Annotated in this window: 13 protein-coding genes and 1 rRNA gene (1 of these 14 cut by a window edge); 2 read left to right on the forward strand and 12 right to left on the reverse strand. The window is 38.0% G+C overall.

The genetic code is table 11. The annotated features are described in order from the left end of the window. Positions 1-116 precede the first annotated feature (116 nt). The 12 genes from ABXT71_RS09670 to ABXT71_RS09725 form a co-directional block, all read right to left on the reverse strand. A complete protein-coding gene (locus tag ABXT71_RS09670) occupies positions 117-1079 on the reverse strand; it encodes a tRNA dihydrouridine synthase (protein WP_415371114.1) in 963 nt (320 codons plus the stop codon). 263 nt (positions 1080-1342) lie between these two features. Further along, positions 1343-3031, reverse strand: coding sequence for an asparagine synthase B (gene asnB, locus ABXT71_RS09675; protein WP_415371115.1), 1689 nt, complete (start codon positions 3029-3031; stop codon positions 1343-1345). Between the two features lie 444 nt (positions 3032-3475). Further along, positions 3476-5890 (reverse strand): thiamine pyrophosphate-dependent enzyme, encoded by a 2415-nt coding sequence (locus ABXT71_RS09680; protein WP_415371116.1) that lies wholly within the window; start codon positions 5888-5890, stop codon positions 3476-3478. A gap of 593 nt (positions 5891-6483) precedes the next feature. Then, positions 6484-9237, reverse strand: coding sequence for a metalloprotease (locus ABXT71_RS09685; protein WP_415371117.1), 2754 nt, complete (start codon positions 9235-9237; stop codon positions 6484-6486). A 66-nt stretch (positions 9238-9303) separates the two neighbouring features. After that, positions 9304-9762 (reverse strand): T9SS type A sorting domain-containing protein, encoded by a 459-nt coding sequence (locus ABXT71_RS09690; RefSeq protein WP_415371118.1) that lies wholly within the window; start codon positions 9760-9762, stop codon positions 9304-9306. Next, positions 9756-10562 carry a hypothetical protein gene (locus ABXT71_RS09695; RefSeq protein WP_415371119.1) on the reverse strand — a complete coding sequence of 269 codons (807 nt, stop codon included), beginning with the start codon at positions 10560-10562 and terminating at the stop codon, positions 9756-9758. Before ABXT71_RS09695 ends, ABXT71_RS09690 begins: the two co-directional genes overlap by 7 nt. 4 nt (positions 10563-10566) lie before the next feature. After that, positions 10567-11256 (reverse strand): TIGR00730 family Rossman fold protein, encoded by a 690-nt coding sequence (locus tag ABXT71_RS09700; protein WP_415371120.1) that lies wholly within the window; start codon positions 11254-11256, stop codon positions 10567-10569. Between the two features lie 46 nt (positions 11257-11302). Continuing rightward, on the reverse strand, positions 11303-12583 hold the full coding sequence (locus tag ABXT71_RS09705; RefSeq protein WP_415371121.1) for an acyloxyacyl hydrolase: 1281 nt from the start codon (positions 12581-12583) through the stop codon (positions 11303-11305). Beyond that, positions 12576-13493, reverse strand: a complete 918-nt coding sequence (locus ABXT71_RS09710; RefSeq protein ID WP_415371122.1) for a hypothetical protein — start codon at positions 13491-13493, stop codon at positions 12576-12578. Before ABXT71_RS09710 ends, ABXT71_RS09705 begins: the two co-directional genes overlap by 8 nt. Positions 13494-13509: 16 nt before the next feature. Continuing rightward, positions 13510-14943, reverse strand: coding sequence for an MBOAT family O-acyltransferase (locus ABXT71_RS09715; RefSeq protein ID WP_415371123.1), 1434 nt, complete (start codon positions 14941-14943; stop codon positions 13510-13512). Positions 14944-15021: 78 nt separating this feature from the next. After that, the gene (locus tag ABXT71_RS09720; RefSeq protein WP_415371124.1) at positions 15022-16476 is read right to left on the reverse strand and encodes a hypothetical protein; all 1455 of its coding nucleotides are present in this window, start codon (positions 16474-16476) and stop codon (positions 15022-15024) included. Positions 16477-16668: 192 nt separating this feature from the next. Then, positions 16669-17754, reverse strand: a complete 1086-nt coding sequence (locus ABXT71_RS09725) for a M42 family metallopeptidase (protein WP_415371125.1) — start codon at positions 17752-17754, stop codon at positions 16669-16671. Positions 17755-17871: 117 nt separating this feature from the next. On the opposite strand from ABXT71_RS09725, the gene ABXT71_RS09730 reads away from it, so the two are divergent. Beyond that, positions 17872-18573: a DUF4294 domain-containing protein gene (locus ABXT71_RS09730; protein ID WP_415371126.1), complete on the forward strand. Its 702-nt coding sequence runs from the start codon at positions 17872-17874 to the stop codon at positions 18571-18573. A 699-nt stretch (positions 18574-19272) separates the two neighbouring features. After that, positions 19273-20332: ribosomal RNA gene (locus tag ABXT71_RS09735) — 16S ribosomal RNA — on the forward strand (it continues 462 nt past the right edge of the window).

The raw sequence follows: 20332 nt of genomic DNA on the forward strand, positions 1-20332 counted from the left end.
TTGTGGATTTCCGTAAACGCATAAAAAAACCGCTAAATATTCCTAAGAATTATAAAGCGGTGAATGGAAATTTTTAACGTGATTGGCTGCACTTATTTAAAAAATAAAAGCGCAAATTAATCCAAGGGCTGCTGCTTTTGCAAAGCAATAATTTCGCCAACGGCTCTTGTGTATTTAAAAGGGTTTGTTGCTTTCTTTATGGCTTTGTAAACCTTTTGTGGGTTGTGAGTCGCCTGTGCAAAGAATTCCCAGAAGCCGAGCATCTTCATCTTGATAGGCGTAGGTCCAGAAAGCATCGCATCATATTGCTCGTATATTGTATCGTGAAATGCTCTAAAAAGTTCCCAACGGTCTGCGGGATATGTCGAAGTATCTGCCTTTATCATACTCGGCAAAAACGGATCTGCGATGAGACCGCGTCCTAACATAAAATGGTCAATGGACGGGAAGCGTTCGCGCATAGCTTTAAACTGTGCAACTGTAGTAATGTCGCCATTATAATATAAGGTGTGTTTTGCAACATCTATACATTTCTGAAACGCCACAAGATCTACACCCCCTTTATATAACTGTTTTCCTAGGCGGGCGTGTATGGCTATATTTTTAAGCGGGTATTTGTCGAGTATTTTAAATGACTCGAGTATTTCCGAAGAACTCTCGTACCCTAAGCGCATTTTCATTGAGATGGTGACATCTGTTTCGCTATGTGCACGATCTAGAATATGATCTATTTTTTCTGTATTGCAGATAAGACCAGAACCCATACCACTTTTTGTGACCATAGGATAGGGGCAGCCTAGATTCCAATTTAATTCTTTGTAGCCTAAAGATTGAATGTATTTTATCACAAAAATAAAATGATCAGCATCTGCGGTCATTACCTGCGGGATTAACGTTAAGCTTGTGTTGACAGCTGGATCTAAATCTCGTTGGTACGAACCCTTAATTATCATCTTTCTATTAAACCGTATATATGGAGCATAAAAAGTGTCTATTCCTCCAAAGAATTTCTGCTGTGCATTCCGGAAAGTGGCATCTGTAAAGCCCTGTAAAGGGGAAGATAGGAGTTGGTAGGACATTCTTTGTTTTTGTACGTGTAAAGATAAATGATTAGAGCCTTGATTCCTTTTTAAATCAAAAATCTCCAATCGTTAATCAGAGAGATTGGAGATTAACTATTGGAGATTTTTGATTGTTGAACTTTTAAGGAGCAAATTATGCGCTGCAGCATTTCCTTTGTTCAGGAATGACCAGTTTTCCGAATCGAGTTCAGAATGCCAAGGGCTTCAAAAAAAACATCCTTTACAATATTCATTACTGTCAAGCGCAACTGCTTAATCACTTAATAGCCTTCATCATGAACGCCACCGACAGCTCTTCCGCTTGGGTCATTCATATTCTTAAAACTTTCATCCCAATCTAAGGCTACTTGACTACTACAAGCCACACTTGGCACAGATGGTACCGTTAAGGCCGCCGCATCACTTGGATAATGCTCCTCAAAAATAGTACGGTAATGAAACTCTTCTTTACTCGCAGGTGTTTGGATAGGGAAGCGGTATTTTGCATTTGCCATCTGGTCATCGCTTACTTCGCTGTTCACCATTTCTTTTAACGTGTCAATCCAAGAATACCCTACACCATCACTAAATTGTTCTTTTTGTCTCCAAGCTACTTCGTGTGGTAACATATCACCAAAGGCTTCGCGTAAGATCCATTTTTCCATGGCTTGTTTGTCTGTAGGACTCGATTGTCCTGCAATGATCATTTTGTCTTTAGGATTTAGGCGCATTGCTACGTCCATAAATTCTTTGTCTAAGAACGGTACACGTCCTTCAATTCCCCACGAAGCTAAAGACTTATTAGCACGCAGGCAATCGTACATATGCAACTTCTCTAGCTTGCGTACGTTTTCTTCGTGAAATTCTTTTTCATTTGGCGCTTTATGAAAGTAGAGGTAACCACCAAAAATCTCATCTGCACCTTCACCAGAAAGCACCATCTTAATCCCCATCGCCTTAATAGCACGGGCTAGTAAAAACATAGGCGTAGAGGCACGAATGGTTGTGATGTCATAAGTTTCCACATGATAAATTACATCGCGAATCGCGTCTAATCCTTCTTGAATGGTAAAGTGTACTTCGTGGTGCACCGTCCCTAAATAATCTGCTACTTTTTTTGCAGCAATTAAATCTGGAGAGCCATCCAGTCCTACGGCAAAAGAGTGCAATCTTGGGTACCAAGCACCTTCTTGATCACCGCTTTCTATACGTTTGTCTGCGTATTTTTTGGCTAGGGCAGAAGTGATGCTCGAGTCCAGGCCTCCAGAAAGTAACACGCCGTAGGGTACATCACTCATTAATTGTCTGTGTACTGCTGCGTCTAGGGCTTCGCGTAAATCGTCAATGTTTGTTTCATTGTCTTTTACATTGTCGTATTCCATCCAGTCACGCGTGTACCATTGCTTTAGTACACCTTCACTACTGTGCAAATAGTGTCCGGGAGGGAAGAGTTCGATTTTTGTACAGAAACCTTCTAATGCTTTTAGTTCGCTAGCTACGTAAAACGTGCCCTCTTTATCCCAACCCATATACAAGGGGATGATTCCCATATGATCACGAGCGATTAGGTATTCGTTTTTTTCTACGTCGTATAATGCAAAACCAAAGATTCCGTTAAGATCATCTAAAAACGAAGCGCCTTTCTCTTTGTATAAAGCAAGGATTACCTCACAGTCACTTTTAGTTTGGAAGTTATATTTTCCTTCAAATTGTTTCCGAAGCTCCTTATGGTTATAAATCTCTCCGTTAGCTGCAAGTACTTGTTTCTTGTCTTCAGAAAACAAAGGTTGTTTCCCAGAGGTAGGATCTACAATCGCGAGACGTTCGTGCGCAAGGATGGCGCGCTTATTATTATAAATCCCACTCCAGTCAGGACCACGATGTCTTAGGCTTTTTGCCATAGTTAATAATTGAGGTCGCAAGTCTTCACTAGATTGCTTTAAGTCAAAGGCACATACAATTCCGCACATATTAATTAGTTTTATTGATTTCCGCAGACGCGAAATTTATTGTTATTAAAATACTGTTCTTACTTTTTTTGTGATCCCTGAGCGAAGCCGAGGGGCAAAAAAAAACCGCCAAGTTAAAAAACTTGGCGGCTATATATAGGTACAAGTTTTTGTTACGTCTTGGCGTTATTTGAATTAAAATTATTATTTATACCAGATGTAAACATTTCTTGTGTCTTATTTATGATTATAAAATCAAATTTAGGAAAATAAAATAACTATGCAAGTTTAGACTTGTTTTTTATCGAATGTTTTTTTAGCTTTTACGATTCAACACTCATTTTTCGGGCGACTCCAGTATAAAGGAACTTAGGTCAAGATAAAATTTTCAATAAAAATAACTGGGCTAGCTCTTTCCTCTATTTTAGGGGTTATTCTCAATCAAGTATTCCTTGGTTGAGAATACTAACGAATTTTCGGATAATCTTCTGGACTCACCTCGTGCATCATTGCGTACACCTTCTCAAACACATCTTCTATAGATGGTTTACTAAAGTAATCACCATCAGTACCATAAGCGGGTCTGTGTGGCTGTGCTGCTAAGGTTTGTGGCTTACTATCTAAATGTTTGTAGCCGTCTTGATTGTCTAATATTTCAGAAAGAATATAAGCAGAAGCTCCGCCTGGAACATCTTCATCAATAATTAAAAGGCGGTTTGTTTTCTTAACGCTCTCCACCATTTGCTTGGTAAGATCCAGTGGTAACAAAGATTGAACGTCGATTACCTCTGCATCAATACCTACTTGTTGTAGCTCTTTTGCAGCTTCTTGAACGATGCGTAACGTACTTCCGTAAGAAATTAGGGTAATGTCTGTTCCTTCTTTTACAGTCTCAACGACACCAATTGGGGTTTTAAATTCGCCCAGATTGGTAGGTAGTTTTTCCTTTAAGCGGTATCCGTTTAGGCACTCGATAACTAATCCTGGCTCGTCAGATGTCAATAGTGTATTGTAGAATCCAGCGGCCTTGGTCATGTTTCTAGGAACTAAAATATACATCCCGCGTAATAGGTGAATTAATCCTCCCATTTGCGATCCACTATGCCAGATACCTTCTAGTCTGTGACCACGTGTACGCACAATAAGCGGCGCTTTTTGCTGTCCTTTAGTTCTGTATTGCACGGTCACAAGATCATCACTCATAATCTGCAAAGCGTATAAGATATAATCGAGATATTGAATCTCTGCAATAGGACGGAGGCCACGCATCGCCATCCCAATTCCCTGACCGAGAATTGTTGCTTCACGAATCCCGGTATCACTCACACGCTGCTCGCCATACTTTTCTTGCATTCCTTCAAGCCCTTGGTTTACATCACCAATCTTTCCTGCGTCTTCACCAAAAATCAAAACTTCTGGACGTTTACTAAAAATTGCATCAAAGTTATCGCGCAACACCATACGTGCATCTACGGCATCTGCAGTAGTGTCGTAAGTAGGTTTTACTTCGGAAATATCTGTGGCATTTACTTTTGCTTCACTATATAAGTGACTACTATATTTAGGTTGAATGATTTCAAAATAATTATTTACCCAGTCTTGTAATTGTCTTTTTTCTGCAGTGTTTTCTGAAACCACATAACGCAGTGCTTTGCGAACCGTCGCTGCGATTTTTCCACGATTAGGCTCTGCGTCTGAAGCTAAATCATTCTTCAACTTCTCGATAAATACTTTATTACTGGAACTCTCAGCAAGATTAGTAAGGAGGGTAAGTGCTTCTTGCTGTTCTCTTATTTGTGGTGCAATAAAAGATGACCAAGCGGCTTTTTTACCTTCGCGTACTTGCTTTTTAATATCCTTATCAATCGCGTCTAGTTCTTCTTCTGTAGAAAAATTATTATCTAACACCCATTTTCTAAACTGCACATTACAATCATACTCCCGTTCCCAAGCTAATCTGTCTTGACTCTTGTAGCGTTCGTGTGATCCAGATGTAGAATGTCCTTGTGGTTGTGTTAGTTCTTTAACGTGTACTAAAACAGGTACGTGTTCTTCCCTTGCTATTTTCCCAGCTTTCTGGTACGCTTCAATAAGCTCAGCATAATTCCATCCGGTGACTTTAATGATTTCATAGCCTTTTGCTTCTACATCGCGTTGAAACCCTTTTAAGACTTCAGAAATATTCTCTTTGGTTGTTTGATGCTTTGCGTGTACAGAAATTCCGTATTCATCATCCCAAACGCTCATAACCATAGGTACTTGTAATACGCCTGCTGCATTAATAGTTTCCCAAAACAAGCCTTCACTTGTGCTTGCATTTCCTATAGTTCCCCAAGCGACTTCGTTTCCTTTATCAGAAAAGTTACTGAAATTTTCCAGTCCTTTTACCTGTCTAAAGACTTTAGAAGCTTGCGCTAGCCCGAGTAATCTAGGCATCTGTCCTGCGGTAGGAGAGATGTCTGCACTACTGTTTTTCTGCGCAGCTAGGTTTCTCCAAGTTCCATCTTCGTTAATAGATTTTGTTGCAAAGTGACCGCCCATTTGGCGACCTCCACTCATTGGGTCTGCACCCGGATTTGTATCACCATACAATCCTGCAAAAAACTGGAGAATGGTTAACTCACCAATCGCCATCATAAAAGTCTGATCACGATAATACCCACTACGCCAATCTCCATCTTTAAAAGCCTTGGCCCAAGCGAGTTGTGGTATTTCTTTACCATCACCAAAAATTCCAAATTTAGCTTTCCCAGTTAGTACTTCCCGTCGACCCAAAAGGCTGCATTCTCTACTGGTGACAGCGAGTTTGTAATCGTTTAAGACTTCAGTTTTAAAGTCTTCAAAAGAAAGCGTAGCATTGGTTTTTGGATCTTTTTGCATAGTGTTTTGTTAGTATACAAAAATAGCGAAAATCTTTGTTCAAAACAATGTTAAATTTTTGATATATTCTTATATAATTCAAATTTAAAATAAGAATTTGATAATTTATGTACGTATTTTAACAATTGAGATACGAATCAATAATAGAAATGGGCTCCCGTGTAACAAAACATCAAATCAGTCTTTTAGCTGCATTCCTTCAGCGCCACCAGCGATCCATTTGAGCTTACCCTAGATATGTATTTCTGGAAAAAATGAGGCTAAACAACGGGTGAGACAACATAGTATCAAGAGTTTCTAATTGTTTAGAATGTCTTTCATTTGTATTTGTTAATGCTATTGGGGTGTTGGTCACAAATTGCTGTTTGGTCTCAAAGACTTGACAGGGTTTTCTATCAATGCTGTCTTACTTCAAATTTCAGTTTGAAATTTACATCTGCTTGGATGCTTTTACTTCGGCTACGCTCGGCAACCAAGGCAATACCTTATAGGATAATCGTTACGCCTTGTGATTTACCTCACGTTTAGAAAAGTGTTATTTTATAATTGCAAGAGGGGCTAATTGTACGCTGTTTTTTTTGTCTTTCTTTTTGCTAATACCACTCTCTACTAAAAAGTCTAAAGAGTGTGCTAGGAGTAAGGGTGACAATAAAACGTACTTTCTGGTCGTAATTAGGCAATCCAGGTTCCCAGCCCAAACTAGAATACATAGGGAAATATAATTCGAAATAATCTGCGACTAGACTTAATCTAATTCCAGTATCGAACACGGTTTTTGTACCTTGACTTTGATTGCCTACTAGTCCTGCATCACCATAAGCGTATACCCATTTCCAGATATTTGTGCTCGCGTTTATGGTGGTCATCCAGCTGTTTGCAAAAGCGGGTTCTAGTTGTGACTTGAAACCACCTTCTGCCACAATGAGTTGCTGGCTAAAAAGGCCATCATCTTCACTACGACCGTAGTAGTTATAGTCAAAAAGATAATCTGTAGGACGGTCTAAGGCGAAGCTAAAGAAGTCACCATTATTACGGGTTTCGTTAAAAATGAAAAGTCCTGCAAAGGCTCTTACGTTAAGTTGCCTGTTATTTAAAAACAGCTTGCGAAAACTAAAGGTAGTAGATATTTTACTAAAACTTGAAGACAATTCGTAATCTACATTTCCTCTAAAATAGTTAATCAAATTAGGGTTTGAATACACATACTTAAGATTAAAAACACTGTAGTTAGGATCTTGATTAGGATCGTTAGGATTCTCATCCCTAAAGACATTAATATTTCTAATATTGATATACTGTTTTTCATTATCGCGCAGGTCATCGTTCCTAAATGCAAAGGTCATAAAGGGTGTTACTCTGCGATAAAACAAGTCTTTATTATAAGAAAACGTATTACCAGAAACCCCCATTCTAATTGAGTATGGAGCGTTCTCGTCATAAATTTTTGTGTAAATAATATTACCGCTTCCTACAATCGCTTTTGACCCAAACCCATATTGAGGTTCTAGTTTATACTGCAATGGTTTTGGTAACAGCGTTTTGTTGTAAAACTTAAATCCAGTGGTCAATCCATCATATAGATTATACTCAAAAACCGGCATTACAAAGAGCTGATTAAAGCGCTCATCTTGCGCATCCTGAAATAATCTAAACTGTATTGGACGATTTAAAACACCGCCTATTTTTCTATAGTTATTTCTGTTATTGGTCTCGGGGATTATTTGTTCAGAATTAAGGACAAACTTTTTCACATCTCGTCTCTCAAAAGAAATAGTGGTTGTTGAGTCAAATGGTTCTGTCCATTTTTTAGCAATCATTTCTCCTTGTTTATCCAGCGCATATACAGAAACTGGCATGATGTTATTGTGCTTATTTTTTAAGGTCAAGGTGAGCGAATCATCACTCTTTTTTATTCCTGAAATTTTAAAATCTAAGAGGGTACGTTTGTTTACAAATTCGTCAAAAAACCAATCTGTAGGCACATCTGTCGCCGCGCTTACTTTTTCTTTAAATGTGCTTGCACTAGAAAGTTTTAAGGTTTCTGAAGTATAATATTCTTTAATGACGTTCTCTAACGTATCCTTGCCCATATAGTCTGCGAGATAGCTGAGTCCTTCTGCACCATAGTAACCTTGAGCAATGTTCTTGTTAAACTTCACGAGCGAATCGAGTGGAGAAGAAAGCGATTGATGTATATTGTTGCGAGCCATGTTTTGATACAGCAAAGGATATTGATCATTAAACTCAAGGTCAGAAAGGTGTGACCACCTTATGGCCCAGATATTGCTTAGGTCTCCAATAATTTTTTGTTTAGGGTAGTAGGTGTCCACATATTCTTTTAAGAGATAAATATGGATGGCATCTTTTAACCAGTATTCGTCTCTAGGATGCACTAATAATGTGTTTTCAAGGTAGGCGCTAGTGATCGCCTTAAAGTGCTCTAAGTCAAATTCAAAACCGTTAGGGAAGGGGCTAATAAAGTCTGGCAGTTGATTAAAGCCATAGACTGGTTTTCGTTTATATTCTTGATTTGAAATAAGCACAGCTTCTTGAGGATATACTCCTAATTTATTATCGATAAAATGTACTATTCTATCTATAAATATAGTTCTATTTTCTGGGGCTAGCTTTGCTTCTGGTATACTCGTGATTACCGTTACCTTGTCTGTCTCATAACTGTTAAAAGCATTGTTATCTTGATCAAGATGGATATTTAGTTTTACACGATTATCACCGGATAGTATTGTTGTTTTAATCCCAAAAGACACCTGCTCCTCTTCTTTCTTTAAATCTGAAAATAAGCTATAAACCGCTGGGTAGCTAAACTCAATACGAACGTCTGTGGGTGCAGTATATTGATCTCCTAAGTCTTTATTGCTGTAGGCTTGCCAAGCTCCGTTAGCGAATACTGCTGGCGATAGATACCAATAACGTAAATGATATTTGCCAGAACGAGAAACGCCAAATTTCGTAAACTTATCTTGTGGTACTTTTATAGTGTAAGATAGGGTAAGCTGCACTTCTTCTCCAGCTCCCAATGGTTTTTCTAGTATTACCTTTAGAATATCTGCCGCAGTACCTCGAGACCAAGACAGTGCATTCTCGTTTTTTGAGGTGATTGCTTTTATCGTTGTTTTCCCTCTGTCTTCGTTTTTTTCAAAATGAAATAACCGCTCGTAGTCTTCCGCAAAGCGCATGGCTAATGGTGTAGTTTTACTACTAAAGCTATTTGCCCAGTCGTTAAAATAAAGTTCTGACAATATTTGGGTTGATGTGTTTATGAAAAACACTTCTTGCTCGATCGTGATTTCTTGGGTAGCGACATCCAGCGATGCACGAATGTCCATCTTTTGCTGCGCGCATATCGGCAGCAAAAAAAGTAGAAACAAAAAACGAGTAAGTAATCTAACCATCTATCGCTTTAAGAATTGTAACCTAGGGAGGTTGGTGTTCTTAGCGTTAATAAAATAGAGTCCTGAGGGGAATGCCGAAACGTCAATATTTTGAGTCATATTTGTTGTTATTTTTTTCTCAGAGACACGTTGTCCAAGGATGTTAGATATTACAATGGTGTGATTTTCTAAAATTTCCGAAGTGAAAGAAAATGTAATCTCATTTGAAACCAGGGTACTCTCTAAAGTCCACGCATCTAGAACTTCAAATTGCTCATTGCCTAATATAAATGTTTGATCTGTTTGTAGTGTTAATACTACCGGTAAGTGGTCGCTTGTGTTATACAATCTACTTCGAGTAGTCTGAGAATAAATTCCTGTGCAGGATGGGTCATTTATATCTAAGTTGTAACAGTTCCCGTTGTTCCCGTAGGATTTATAAGTGTCATCCACATATTGTAAACTAGGCGTGCTCAACATGTTTCTGAAAGCAAAATAAAATCAAAGCGATCATCAAGACCACCTCCAGCACCTGCGCCAAAACCTCCAGAACTCACACGAGTACTTTGTGTGTGAATCGCTGTAAAATCTTCGTTATTATTCCAAGCGCCTGGTGTATCTATTGGGTCTTTTAAAACGATACTGTTCGTAGCATCTAAGAGTTCTATATAGCCATCTTCATCTGCATCATACATATTAAAATCCCCTGCAAATAACACCTTACTGTCTGCTGGTAACGTATCAAGAAAGTCTACAAATTCTGTAATCATCTCAAACCTGATTGCCTCGTTAGCACCACCGTCGCTCGATTTTAAATGAGCAACAAATATGTGCAGTTCAATAGGGTTTGTATCTGCCTCTTCAGTAAGTAAACGCAATACGTAATGATTAATATCTCTTACGGTTGTGGTGATTATGTTTTGTTCGATCAAGGAAAACCTAGAAGACCTATAAAAGAGATTTTGTTGTAACTCGCCATCCCCAGACTGATTGATTACAAAAGGAGCAGCACTGTATGAATTTACATTTCCGTTTAAAGAAAAATCTAGAATATCATTACTGCCTTCATTTGATTCTAACTCACAGACCATAAAAATATCTGGGCTATAATCTACTAGAATGTTTTGTAAAATCTGTCTTCTGTTCGCTGGCGATGCAGATGGGTATTCTAGTAAGTTATAAAACATGGTGTCGATTGTTTCTTGACCAAATAATGTGGCAGATACAAAGCATAATACCGCTGTGATTAAAGAATGTTTTATAGAATGTGAGGTGTGCATTAGTTTAGAAATTAGGACTATGATCAAATTTATTATAGAAGTCGTCCAATATTGCTAGTACTTCGTCTTCTGTGTCTACCAGATGAATAAGATCGAGATCGCCAGGACTTACATTATTGTTTTCTTCTAAGACCGTTTTTTTAATCCATTCTATAAGACCAGACCAGAAATCTGTACTCACAAGAATTATAGGAAACTTATCTATTTTATGCGTTTGAATAAGAGTGAAGGCTTCAAAAAACTCGTCGAGTGTTCCCATTCCTCCTGGCATTACGACAAAGCCTTGTGAGTATTTAACAAACATTACTTTACGAACAAAAAAGTAATCAAAGTCGATACTTTTGTCTCCATCTATGTATGGATTATCGTGTTGTTCAAAAGGGAGTGTGATGTTGAGTCCAACAGAAGTACCTCCTGCAAGATGTGCCCCTTTGTTTCCAGCTTCCATAATTCCTGGTCCTCCACCAGTGATTACTCCATAGCCGTGTTCTGTAATTTTTTTAGCAATGTTTTCTGCAAGCTTATAATATTTATGATCTGGTTTCGTACGCGCAGATCCAAAAATAGAAACACAAGGTCCTATTTTGCTCATCTTTTCATATCCATTCACAAACTCACCCATGATTTTAAAAATTGCCCAGGAGTCGTTTGTTTTTACTGCGTTCCAGTTTTTATTATTTGTTTCAGTTCTCATATTTAATTCTTATTCTTTTAGCAAAGATGCATGATAATTTAAAGATTTACAGACCTTGTCTATTTAATTTAAGCGGAATAGAATAAACATATCCCAAACTCACTTCACTAAAATCTGCCTGCCCTAGATTTGCATTAATGTGCGCACCAAAATAGATGTTATGGGTTGGGTTTTGTTCCGTTCCTACCAGATAATATTTAAGACCCATGCGCGTAGATATGAGACGTTTTAAATAATAAAAACTATCTATCTCGCCAAGGATTCTAAACGTAACAGGGCCTACGCCTGGATAGGATTCTGTAAAGGAATACCCAGAATTAATAATATAGTCTATCTCAAAAAACGGTTTGCTTATATTGAAACCAAGTTCAATTTCCATCCCTATGTGATTCAATTGAAATTCTCCTATGGCAGAAACGCCTATGGCAGAAGCGTTGATATAGGGTTGGTCCGCTAGTTGAGGATAGTCTGGAAGTAAATCTTCACCTAAATTAATATAATCATAATAATGTCTATAAAATTTATGAAAAACCCCGATTCCAAACTTGAAGGTTTTATTAACGATTAACCCTGCAGATACAGATGTGATCTGAACTGGACGTTTGTCATTTTGAACTTCTGTAAAGGCATTCACTCCAATACCTCTTCGCGCAGAAACAAAAAAGTTTTTAGTGTTTGCAAACTCTTTTTTATCGACGAACTTTCCTTCTTGACGTTCTGGTGTAACCCCTAATGCCGCACTTATTGAAGCCGTAAACGAGTTGAGTCCTTGATTTGGAAAGCGCGTATGTCCATTAGATTGATGATAGTACCCAACTCCTAAGCGCCAATTGGTTTTCGATTCAGGGCTCAGGTTATAGTATAGCATTGCTCGATACGAGTAGTTTAAATGCGTCGCTATTTTTTCATTAAACAAGTTTTCATCTAGATCAAATCGCTTATTAAAGTATGCCGCTCCAAAAGCCAGATGTATCCCAAAGTCACTACTGCCAATACCCAACTCAATATTAGGCATTACAGAAACAGAGTACCCAAGAATATCATCCTGTCCATATCTTGCAAAGGCAAAGCTCACTCCGGTTTTAGGTTGGTTCAATCTATGTGCCCATTCATTTTTGTTGGTGTTCTGAAATGACCCAAAATTAAAAAACCAAGCTTGATGTAGGCCTACATCTGGGAATCCAGTATTTGTAATGGAAGTCTTACCAATGGTATATTCTGCAGTCACAAAATTGCTGTATTGCTCTTGTCCAAAACTCCACATTGCATTAAATAATAGGACTAGAACAAGTAGACCTTTTTTCCTTTTTTCTGAAATATTAATCATTTAAAACCTGGTTAAGTTTTTTAGTAAATTTTTCTGCTCCATCTGGGTTCAGGTGATTTTCATTTAAGTAGTCACGTGCTCTAAACGTAATGGTGTCCAACTCTAAGTTAAAAAATCGCACTTCCGGAAACTTTAAACGAATGTCCTCCAAGATAGAATCTCTTCTTTTCAATATGGCAGGATTTCGTTTGTTTAAATATGTTTTGTAGGTAGGTATGCAGCTAATAATGACCTTCTTTTTATTTGCAATTGCTGTGCGAATCATGTCATAGAAAAAAGGAGTGTTGATTGCAAAATTCGCAAGGCTCTCTCTATCTCTAATTCTAAATTTTCTCAAGGTAATTTTCTCATCGTTATAATCTAGATCACTGAAGGCTCCCTTAAAGTTGTTGGTGTGATAGCCGTATTGATTGTATTCTTCTTGGTCGTCATCATTTAGGTAGTACTGTGTAAATTTTTTCGCATACATTGATGGGCTTGAAAGGAAGACTAATTTATCTTTAAAATAGGTGTTGCGCTCAAAGGCATTCACATTGTAATACTTTAAATAAATAGTGTTCTTCCAAAAATCCTTGCCATTGTGCGGTATTTCTAAATGCGCATAAGATAGCTCAAAGACAATAGTTTCTAGATTAGGAAAACGAACCATACTCTGCTCCATAATATGATTATCCTCTTTATGGTGTTGAGATTTAGACCCGTAATTTACCGTGACCTTGTCAAGAAATGCAGGATTTACTGCCGCTTGCATTTGTGATGATCCAAGAACCATTACTTTAATAGCATCTGGTTTTGTAGTAATCTGTTGTTGAACCTTATCATAACTCATAGGGATGATAATAACGCTCCATTCTAATACTGCATAGCAAAGCACCACGGGTATAAAAAATACCGTGATCTGCTTTATCAAAGACACCTGCTCTTTGCTAAAACTGAAAATAGATGAATTGTTCTGTCGGTCCTGCATATCTAAATATAATGAATATGAACACGTAATATATACCCCAGCGTATGGGTCTATTTATGTGTTTTTCAAATTCGAATAATGGGTAATTTTTAAATCTTGTTACTATTTCCGTAGCCATTAAAATAAGCACTATACACACTTTATAACCAATAACTAACGAAAATTCTGGACTGGCCGAAAAGCTAAAAATTCGTTCATATACAAGCAAGGCGTGGTCTAAGTCTCTAGATCTAAAAAAGATACCAGAGCCAATGATAATAGCACTCGTATAGATAAAGTTTACTATAAATGGCGCTTTGTTTAACCCCTTTGCCAGCGTGAATGTTTTACCGTTTCTCTTCCACTGAATTCGCTCCATCGCTATGAATACTGCCTGTATTAAACCGAATAGTACAAACGTCCAGTTTGCACCGTGCCATAAACCAATGAGCATCATTGTGATAAACAAGGCCACGGTTTTCATGGTGTAACTCCGGTTCGTGTTCTTTACTATAGGGCCGTACACATAATCTGTAAACCATCTTGTGAGCGTGATGTGCCAGCGTTGCCAATAGTCTGAAACAGTTTTTGCTAAGTATGGAATATTAAAGTTCTTACTTAAGTTAAAGCCAAATAGCTTTGCCGTACCAATCGCCACGTCGCTATACCCAGAAAAATCGCAGTAGATCTGAAAGAAAAATAGGGTAGAGGCGTACAACATGGTGAGACTTCCATAATCTTGGGGTGCATCAAAATAGGTGTTTACAACGACCGCCACATTATCTGCAACTACTATTTTTTTAAAGAGTCCCCATAGAATTTGTCTTAATCCTTCTTTAGTGTTTTGAAAATTAAAGATTCGTTTTTTTTCAAATTGGCACAATAATGATCTTGCTCTCTCTATGGGTCCCGCTACTAGTTGAGGGAAGAAGCTCACAAAGCATAAAAACTCCAGTAAATTATTTGTTGCCTTAGACCGCTCCCGATAAACGTCTATGGTGTAGCTCATTGTCTGGAAGGTGTAAAAACTGAGTCCAACTGGTATGATCACATTGATAAAGTGATAGCCGGTTTCTGGGACGTCCAGTCCAAAAAGGTCTGTAAAGTTTTGTATAAAGAAATTAAAATACTTAAAGGTAAAGAGTACTCCAAGATTCCAAAGAATACTAATCCAGAGATACAACTTCTTAGCGCCCTTTTTAGATGAATTAGTGATCGCCTTTCCAGCATAGAAATCTATGAGAGAGCTCACAATAATCAAGATTAGAAAACGCCAGTCCCATAGGCCGTAAAAGAAATAGCTTGCCGCAAGAAGTAATACGTTTTGGAATACACGCTTATTCACGCCTATAGCCCAATAAAGCAAGTAGACGATAATTAAAAAAACACCAAAATCGAATGAATTAAAAAGCACAGGCTATTTTGAAAGAGTCAAATATAGAAAAAAGGCTACCGATTGGCAGCCTTTTAAAGAAATGGAAATTAAATTTTATTAGTATGCGAAGATTTTAAGGTTATCAATTCCTATTTCATCTCTACTACCTGAGCCACCATTGTCGTCACTTAAGACTCGAAGGTATATAAAATCATTATCTGCTAGGCTTACAGGAATTACTCTATCAAAAGCCGTTATTATCACAATATCACTTCCAGTTGCTGCTAATGGTGTATTAATCGCAGACACGCCAGGAATTGGAGTGAAGGTTATATTATCTGTAGAATATTCTAGAGAAATAGAAGTAGACCTTGTTTGGTCATTTCTCATTACTACATCTGCTTGTACTTGCACATTTGTAAAGTCTAAACCACCTTCGTTTAGAGCTCTAACCGTTATACTCCCCGGTGTAAAGTCGCTACCTCCTGGTTGAATTAATAAACAACGGTCTCCTGGAGTTACAACTCCTGCATAAATACCGCCAGTTGTAACCCCCGCATTAGCAATACCTCTATTATAATCTCCCGTTGTTTTAGTGTCTCCGTAATTCATATCTCCATCGCTAAATCCGGTAAAAATAATTAAATTTGAATCTATTTGTCCAGGAGCTGGGGTTGGGCTAAAGCCAGCACCTGCAAAAGTATTAAAGTTTGCATTTATAAAAACTTCTTTACAGTCGTCTGCGTTTGTGCTTGAAAAAACACCTTCTATAATCTCACCTACGGTGGTACTATTTAATGACCAAGTGCCTATGGCTGCATTACAGCTTTCAGAGTTGCTTTTTAAATAAGAAGCACTCCAGTTTAAATTAATGTCAATTTCTGCACCACTTACGGTAGACAACATTCTACTGGTACCTGTAGCTACAGGGCCTTGGGTATTGTCATTAGACCCAAAAGGACTGTTTACTGCGCCGGGTATCATTATTTGTGAAACAACATCCGTCTTGTTTCCATCATCACCTGTAATAAACATAAGACTAAAGGTGTATTCAGCGTTATCAGTTAAATTAGGATGGCCTTTACAGTCACTACAAGAAAAAGTTCCTGTTAAAGGATTTACAGGAGTCTTACCAATTATATTTTTTGCTATCCTTATATCAGAAGCAACATTGTTGAACACTACATTGGAAATTTTGGAATTTGAACCATTGGCATCTACTGAATATAATAAAGACAATTCAGTATTTTCAAACACCATATTTGAAATTGCTTGACCACTCACGGCTTCTTGAAATGAAGTAGCCTTTATTGTTTTTCCATTTTCTAAGGTCAATATTGCAGTTGGAGCCTTATATTTAAACAGGTCAGAACCATTTACAGGTATAACAACATCGATAACCCCTCTAAACTCAGAGTCTAATGTTGAAAATATACCAGTATATGTGCCATAAACATTTGTGTTTACAAGTACGGATAAGTCTGATGAATTTTGATTTGTATCTGAATTTTCTTCTGTACTACAGGAAATAGCAAGCACTGTTAGAAGACTAAATAATAATAAATTTTTCATAATTTTAATTTTATTTAAAAATAATATAATTAAGTGGGAATTAAGAATAAGTTATGAGCCAATTAATCAATGAAGTTTTCGACTATCCTTTTAAATTATCAGTTCAATTACACAATTAACAAATAAAACCTTCAAAAAACGTACGTCTTTTGAAGGTTTAAGATTTCGGCGAAAGCCAAGTTCGTCTTTGAATTAGTCAAAATAACTAAAAGTATCTCCGTCTTTCATTTTAAGTAATGTTTCATAAATAAGTTTAATTACGTTCTCCACATCATCACGGTGTACCATTTCAACGGTAGTATGCATATAGCGTAAAGGTAAAGAGATCAGGGCAGAAGCAACACCACTACCACTGTAGGCAAAAGCATCTGTATCTGTTCCAGTTGCACGAGATAAAGCAGCACGCTGAAAAGGAATCTTCTTAGCATCTGCGGTGTCCGTTATTAGGTCACGTAATTTTTGTTGCACAGCAGGAGCAAATGCCACAACTGGTCCAGCGCCTATTTCTACATTCCCTTGTTTTTTCATGTCAATCATTGGGGTCGTCGTATCATGTGTCACATCTGTAACAATCGCCACATTAGGCTTAATACGTTCTGCAATCATCTGAGCTCCGCGTAATCCAATTTCTTCTTGCACAGAGTTTGTAATATAAAGCCCAAAAGGTAATGTCTTTTTATTCTCTTTTAAAAGTCGAGCAACCTCGGCAATCATAAAGCCTCCCATACGATTGTCTAAAGCACGGCATACAAACTTGTCGCCATTTAGTACATGAAACTCATCTGGATAGGTGATAACACAACCTACATGAACGCCCATTTTTCCAACTTCATCACTATCTTTTGCCCCTATATCAATAAAAATATTTTCAGGCTTTGGTGCCTCTTCTTTAGATTTGTTACGGGTATGGATTGCGGGCCAACCAAAAACTCCTTTTACAATCCCTTTCTTAGTATGTATATTCACAATCTTAGAAGGAGCAATCTGATGATCACTACCACCATTGCGTATGACGTAGATAAGCCCGTTATCACTTATATAGTTTACATACCAAGAGATTTCGTCTGCGTGACCTTCTATAACTACCTTATATTTCGCTTTAGGATTAATAACTCCCACTGCAGTACCATAGGTGTCCGTAATAAACTCATCTACATAGGGTGTAAGGTATTCCATCCATATTTTTTGTCCCTCCCATTCGTATCCTGTAGGTGCCGCATTGTTAAGATATTTCTCTAGAAAAGCGAGCGATTTTTTATTTAATATAGTTTTGGCCATTTGAGCTTATTTTATGTTTTGACCAAAATTAGGGATTTATAAGAAGTCTGCATCATACAATTTATTTAATTTTGGAACGATTTTAGAAGTATATCCTATCATTATATAAAACAGAAATTGAAACATATCCTAACATACCTACTATATAGTGCGCTCTTTTTATCAACCCTTCATATTTCGGCACAGAAAGACAAGAAATACGTTGAGAAGAAATTAGATAGCACGGAGACCTTTTATTATATGATAGAGGGAGATTCTATTCCGCGAGAGTTTATTGATTTAGAAGAAGTGGTATTGCTTAATAAACTGGAGTTTAATAACAAGCAAGACCGTCGTCGTTATTTGATACTACGTCGTAAAACACGTAAGGTGTACCCTTATGCAAAACTAGCTACAGAAAGATTGAATACGATGCATACCAGACTCGAGCAAATAGAAAATAAGCGTGACAGAAAAACCTACACAAGGCGTATCCAGAAATATATAGAAGGAGAGTTCTCAGAAAAACTCAAGAAGTTTACCCGAACAGAGGGGCAGATACTAGTAAAGCTTATCCATAGACAAACAGGTATTACCGCGTATGATCTGGTTAAGGACCTCCGTACAGGGTGGCGCGCGTTCTGGTATAACACCACGGCAAATATATTTGACATATCCATCAAGCAAGAATACTTGCCTTTTGAAGTGAAAGAAGACTATTTAATAGAAGATATCCTAGAGCGAAGTTTCCAAAGTAATCGTCTTGATCGTCAAAAACCAGCCTTCCCATTAGACTATTTTGACCTTACAACTCATTGGAATAAAAAGACCGAAAAATAATTAGTATCACAACACTTGTGTAGTCCTTTAGAAAGCAGTACTTTAGATGTTCGCTCTTAAATTTAGGCTTGTTATTTTCCCACTTGTTTTTAAGGTTTTGGTGTTTCATTATGCCTTTTATGGCACAATGACCGCGCTTTCCGCTGTATCTTTTTTGCTTAAATGGCAAAAAAGGATGCCGCATCAATCGCTAACCCAAAAATAATTATTTTGTAATTTGAAGGTGTGCAGGAGGTTATGAATAAATATGTGTTTTTATGCAAAAAACTTGATTAATAGTTTGGTCGTAACATTAGGAAGGTAGTATATTTGCAGCCGCTTAGGAAAGCAACGTAGTTTGTTGTAAACGAAGCAGAAAAGTTCTTTTAAAATTAATTGAAATATTTTCACAAAGGGGTTGTTAGTTTGCAAAACAGTATTATATTTGCAGCCGCTTAGAGAATTAGTTCATTAAAAAAGGTGATTTGGAATACAGAAGAGGGTTCGACTCCTTCGCATCTACAAAGAGATTTTAACCTATAATATAGGTACAAAGATTTTAATCCCTTTATTGGGGAGTTCATTGACATATTGAAATTGACAGCGTATGGTTACTACTTGGAAACTTGCAGTAACTGTATTGAATAACTAAACTAAGAATAACACCTGAGAATTAATTTGAGAGAGCTCGATAAGTTGTATAAATATATTTAAGATTTAACGATGAAGAGTTTGATCCTGGCTCAGGATGAACGCTAGCGGCAGGCTTAACACATGCAAGTCGAGGGGTAACAGAGGTAGCTTGCTACTTGCTGACGACCGGCGCACGGGTGCGTAACGCGTATACAATCTACCTTGTACTGGGGGATAGCCTTTGGAAACGAAGATTAATACCCCATAGTAAGTTTTTGTGGCATCACAGGAATTTTAAAGGTTACGGTACAAGATGAGTATGCGTCCTATTAGTTTGTTGGTGAGGTAACGGCTTACCAAGACTACGATAGGTAGGGGCCCTGAGAGGGGGATCCCCCACACTGGTACTGAGACACGGACCAGACTCCTACGGGAGGCAGCAGTGAGGAATATTGGACAATGGAGGAGACTCTGATCCAGCCATGCCGCGTGCAGGATGACGGCCCTATGGGTTGTAAACTGCTTTTATACAGGAAGAAACACTGCTACGTGTAGCAGCTTGACGGTACTGTAAGAATAAGGACCGGCTAACTCCGTGCCAGCAGCCGCGGTAATACGGAGGGTCCGAGCGTTATCCGGAATCATTGGGTTTAAAGGGTCCGTAGGCGGGCAGCTAAGTCAGTGGTGAAAGTCTGCAGCTCAACTGTAGAATTGCCATTGAAACTGGTTGTCTTGAATCGTTGTGAAGTGGTTAGAATAAGTAGTGTAGCGGTGAAATGCATAGATATTACTTAGAATACCGATTGCGAAGGCAGATCACTAACAACGTATTGACGCTGAGGGACGAAAGCGTGGGGAGCGAACAGGATTAGATACCCTGGTAGTCCACGCCGTAAACGATGGATACTAGCTGTTCGATCTTCGGATTGAGTGGCTAAGCGAAAGTGATAAGTATCCCACCTGGGGAGTACGTTCGCAAGAATGAAACTCAAAGGAATTGACGGGGGCCCGCACAAGCGGTGGAGCATGTGGTTTAATTCGATGATACGCGAGGAACCTTACCAGGGCTTAAATGTAGTCTGACAGGAGTAGAAATACTCTTTTCTTCGGACAGATTACAAGGTGCTGCATGGTTGTCGTCAGCTCG

The organism is Patiriisocius sp. Uisw_047, from assembly GCF_047730165.1.
Lineage (GTDB): Bacteria > Bacteroidota > Bacteroidia > Flavobacteriales > Flavobacteriaceae > Patiriisocius.

What these genes read in the sequence shown, in the direction of transcription:
- ABXT71_RS09670 (WP_415371114.1), bottom strand. Translation starts at nt 1,079, where the DNA reads ATGTCCTACCAACTCCTATCTTCCCCTTTACAGGGCTTTACAGATGCC.
- asnB (WP_415371115.1), bottom strand. Translation starts at nt 3,031, where the DNA reads ATGTGCGGAATTGTATGTGCCTTTGACTTAAAGCAATCTAGTGAAGAC.
- ABXT71_RS09680 (WP_415371116.1), bottom strand. Translation starts at nt 5,890, where the DNA reads ATGCAAAAAGATCCAAAAACCAATGCTACGCTTTCTTTTGAAGACTTT.
- ABXT71_RS09685 (WP_415371117.1), bottom strand. Translation starts at nt 9,237, where the DNA reads ATGGACATTCGTGCATCGCTGGATGTCGCTACCCAAGAAATCACGATC.
- ABXT71_RS09690 (WP_415371118.1), bottom strand. Translation starts at nt 9,762, where the DNA reads ATGTTGAGCACGCCTAGTTTACAATATGTGGATGACACTTATAAATCC.
- ABXT71_RS09695 (WP_415371119.1), bottom strand. Translation starts at nt 10,562, where the DNA reads ATGCACACCTCACATTCTATAAAACATTCTTTAATCACAGCGGTATTA.
- ABXT71_RS09700 (WP_415371120.1), bottom strand. Translation starts at nt 11,256, where the DNA reads ATGAGAACTGAAACAAATAATAAAAACTGGAACGCAGTAAAAACAAAC.
- ABXT71_RS09705 (WP_415371121.1), bottom strand. Translation starts at nt 12,583, where the DNA reads ATGATTAATATTTCAGAAAAAAGGAAAAAAGGTCTACTTGTTCTAGTC.
- ABXT71_RS09720 (WP_415371124.1), bottom strand. Translation starts at nt 16,476, where the DNA reads ATGAAAAATTTATTATTATTTAGTCTTCTAACAGTGCTTGCTATTTCC.
- ABXT71_RS09725 (WP_415371125.1), bottom strand. Translation starts at nt 17,754, where the DNA reads ATGGCCAAAACTATATTAAATAAAAAATCGCTCGCTTTTCTAGAGAAA.